Source organism: Devosia sp. (assembly GCF_017307565.1).
Classification (GTDB): domain Bacteria; phylum Pseudomonadota; class Alphaproteobacteria; order Rhizobiales; family Devosiaceae; genus Devosia.
In genome coordinates this window covers 1-3,653 of sequence record NZ_JAFKHD010000114.1, presented here as the reverse complement: position 1 = coordinate 3,653, position 3,653 = coordinate 1, and the positions used below count along the sequence as shown (strand labels likewise).

The following is a 3,653-nucleotide window of genomic DNA, read 5'->3' as shown; positions in this document are numbered from 1 at the left end:
TCGAGCGGGGCCTGTTCGACCACGGCGCCTTCCTCGAACGCCACGCGCGGCATGCCGTAGACGAGCGCCGAAGCCTGGCTCTGCCCGACGGTATAGGCGCCGGCATCGCGCATAAGTTTTAGCCCACGCGCCCCATCGCGCCCCATGCCGGTGAGAATGGCGCCGACCGCCATATGCCCCACGGTCTTGGCGACCGATTCGAACAGCACATCCACGCTGGGGCGATGCCCACTGGTCAACTCGTCCTGGCCCAACCGGCATTTGAGCTGCCCCGAAGAGCGCTCGACGCGCAGATGATAGTCGCCCCGGGCGACATAGGCATGACCGCGCTCAAGCACCATGCGATCCTCGGCTTCGACCACCTTGATAGCGCAAAGCTCATCCAGCCGCGCGGCAAAGCGACCCGTAAACCCGGGCGGCATGTGCTGGGCGATGACAACGGGCGGACAGTCGGTCGGCATATTGGTCAAAACGGTACGGATCGCCTCGACCCCACCGGTCGAAGCCCCGATGGCGATTAGCGCGCCATCTGGCGCCGCCGCGGTCTTGACCGCAACCTTGGGCACCTCGGTCCGAACGGCAGCGCCCCTTACGTCAGCACGGGCCGCATCTCGGATCTTGTCGCGCAGCCCCGCCCCAAAGGCATCGAGTCCACCGGCAAATTCAGCGCTCGGCTTGGCGACGAAATCGACGGCACCCAATTCAAGCGCCAACAGGGTTTCGCTCGCGCCCTTCTTGGTCAGGGTCGAGACCATCACCGCCGGCATCGGCCGCAGGCGCATCAGCTTTTCGAGGAAGGCGAGCCCATTCATATTGGGCATTTCAATATCGAGCGTCACCACATCGGGGTTGAGCTGCTTGATCTTTTCACGCGCTTCGATCGGGTCGGTCGCCGTGCCGACGACGGTGATGTCGCCGTCGCGCGTCAGCATGCGGGTGAGCACCTCGCGGATGAGGGCTGAGTCGTCAACGACAAGAACCTTGATAGTCATGCTGCTTCTCGTTTGTTCATCCGCTTGGATTGATAGATGGTCTTGCCGACCAGCCGGAACCCGTCGCCCCCTGAGCCAAGGTTTTCCGAGTGACCGATATAGAGGAACGCCTCGGGCGCCAGCAGTTTGCCGAAGCGGCCAAAGACCGCGCCCTGGGTGGGCTTGTCGAAATAGATGGCGACGTTACGGCAGAAGATGGCGTCGAACGGCCCTTTCATGGGCCATTCGGCGATGAGATTGAGGGGCTTGAACGAGATCAGTTCGCGCACCGCCTGGGGAACCTGCACATTGCCGTCGCCGAGCTTCTGAAAGGGTCTCGCCCGCTCCGCTGAAAGGCCGGAGAGTTCATTTTCCGGATAAATGCCGCGCGCCGCCTTGGCGATGACAGCCGTATCGATATCGGTAGCAAGGATCTTGAAATCCCAGCGCTTGAGTTCGGGAAAGGCCGCCAGCAGGTCCATACCGATCGTATAGGGCTCCTGCCCGGTCGAACACCCGGCCGACCAAATCCGCAGCCGCTGACCGCGCGGGCGCTCGCTCATCAGCGCACCGACATAGGTCCGGAGATGATCGAAGTGATGATCTTCGCGGTAAAAGCGCGTGAGATTGGTGGTGAGCGCATTGATGAAGTCCTGCCCGTCGCTGGACGATGCGCCTTTCTCGAGAAAGTCGACATAGTCGTCGAAGCTGACAAGCCCCAGTGCCCGCACAATCTTGGAGAGGCGCGACACGACCAGGGTGCGCTTGGCATCGCTGAGGGAAATACCGGCCACCTTGTAGACACGGGCCTTGATGCGCGAAAACTCGCGCTCGCTGAGGGAAATTTCTCCCTGTTCCATGAAACCTTCCCCAACCACGGGCGCCAGCACGGTTGACCAGCCGCCATTCTGCGCATGGCGCGCGTCTTTCGCTGCCATGTTGAGCAAAAGTTATTCTCGCCGATTTATTCCTTAGATTGCGTAAATTACGCCGCCGAGACCGGGCGATATTTGCGTAAGGAAGTCGCCTTAGAACAGTTCGATATCGTCGACCGGCGCCGGCAACACGACACGGCGCTTGGCCAGCGCGAGTTCTTCCTTGGCCACGTTGGCACCGAGATCGCTGTCGAGGCGCTTGACGAACGCGCGCCCGGAATGGGGCTTGAACAGCACGCGCCGCGCAAAGGTCCCCCCAAGATCCTCACTGGAGGCGATGTATCCTTCGTCCGTGAGAAACTGGCGCACAAACTCGATGTTCTTGGCGCCGACATCATCGAGCGCCGAATTGATCTTGCCCCCGCCAAACACCTTGATCTCAAGGTTGGCCTTCTTGCCCGAGCCCATAGAGAGCACCTTGTTGATCAGCTGTTCCATGGCAAAGGCGCCGTAACGAGCCGAGGCGCCGTACCTGTCCTTGGCGGAGCCGGACTGTTCAGCGAGCAGAAAGTGATTCATGCCCCCCACCATGGCCACCCGATCCCTGACACAGGCAGAGATGCACGAACCGAGCACTGTGGAAAAGGTAACATCGGGTGCAGAAGAAACGTGACAATCACCCTGATGGACCGTTGTCACAATGCCCCTGTCGAATTCAGGAGGCAGCGAGCTTTGCTGGGCCATTTGTCTACGTATACCCGTGTAGTCCAATTGCCTCCGAGCTTAGCTTTAACTCGTTAGCCAAACGCTAACCACGCCGGTCGGGTATTCTGCAACGGGATACAATAGCAAGGAGCGGTTTAGAAATAATCGGATAGGGTGGCGCAATAGACTTGAGGTTGATGCGCATGTCATTGCAGAAACTGGCAAGAGAGCTGGACGAGACCGCCCGTCAGTCCGCCGTAATGCTGGAAGGGATCACCGAGGCCCTGGAACTGTTGACCGAAGCCTCGGTCGGCAAGGACGCATCCGTGCGTCAGGCCATGATGATGATCATCACTGCTCTGCAGGGACAGGACCGCATCGAACAGCGCTGCCGCAACATGGCATTGGCCACACGACAGTTCTCACTGCTGCCGCCCACCGCGCCTGAAAGCGTCTATGACGAAATCTGGCAGAGCCTGACCCTCGACGAACTGCGCGTCCCCGCCCTTTCCGGCGTCGCTGCAAACCAGGTCCATGGTGAAATCGAGCTCTTTTAGGCTCGTATCGTCGACCGCTATCTATCCCAAACCTGATGGCTCGCCGGGCCGGTCGCCGCAATGGCCAAATCTGTCGGTGTTTCGAGCATCTTAAGGCGGCTCGTGTCATCAGGCCCTATTTTTCCAGCCAGCGAAACGCCCGTTTCAGAAACGCTTGCCCGCCATGGGTGATCGGCGGGCCATGAGCGACTATCAACTTTTTCACAGGCCACCCCAGAACCTGCCGCAGAGACTGGCGCGCGGCGTCTCGGTCGGTGAAGGCTACCCGGAATTTCCGTGGCACCTGAGGTTCAGCGGCCGTCATCAGGTCGAGCCCTGCAACCAGCGCCCGCCAACCCCTGAACCACCCGCGCGGAAATTGCTGTATCAGATCGGTGAAGATCGCGGTGCCACTCTCACGGTGAAAGAAAACAACTTCCGTGGTGATCCGGTTGCCCCAGATGACCACATGGTCGATCTCATCGGCCCATGCCGCGATCGGGTTGTCGGTGAAATCTGCATCGAACCTGATGTCAGGGCGTTTGTCCCGCAGGCCTGGCGGCGCA

General features: G+C 60.4%; 4 protein-coding genes and 1 pseudogene. 1 reads left to right on the top strand and 4 read right to left on the bottom strand.

Annotated elements, in window-relative coordinates; all coding sequences use genetic code 11:
• The 3 genes from J0I64_RS03350 to J0I64_RS03340 form a co-directional block, all read right to left on the bottom strand.
• Positions 1–992: chemotaxis response regulator protein-glutamate methylesterase (locus J0I64_RS03350; protein WP_291406205.1), on the bottom strand; the 992-nt coding region annotated here is incomplete at its 3' end.
• Positions 989–1,909 carry a protein-glutamate O-methyltransferase CheR gene (locus tag J0I64_RS03345; protein ID WP_291406204.1) on the bottom strand — a complete coding sequence of 307 codons (921 nt, stop codon included), beginning with the start codon at positions 1,907–1,909 and terminating at the stop codon, positions 989–991. The genes J0I64_RS03345 and J0I64_RS03350, both read right to left, overlap by 4 nt.
• Positions 1,910–1,999: 90 nt before the next feature.
• Positions 2,000–2,425 (bottom strand): chemotaxis protein CheD, encoded by a 426-nt coding sequence (locus tag J0I64_RS03340; protein WP_291406203.1) that lies wholly within the window; start codon positions 2,423–2,425, stop codon positions 2,000–2,002.
• Between the two features lie 329 nt (positions 2,426–2,754).
• On the opposite strand from J0I64_RS03340, the gene J0I64_RS03335 reads away from it, so the two are divergent.
• The gene (locus J0I64_RS03335) at positions 2,755–3,108 is read left to right on the top strand and encodes a hypothetical protein (RefSeq protein WP_291406202.1); all 354 of its coding nucleotides are present in this window, start codon (positions 2,755–2,757) and stop codon (positions 3,106–3,108) included.
• Positions 3,109–3,223: 115 nt separating this feature from the next.
• Here the strand turns inward: J0I64_RS03335 and J0I64_RS03330 are convergent.
• A pseudogene (locus tag J0I64_RS03330) lies at positions 3,224–3,653 on the bottom strand (hypothetical protein); the annotation flags it as partial.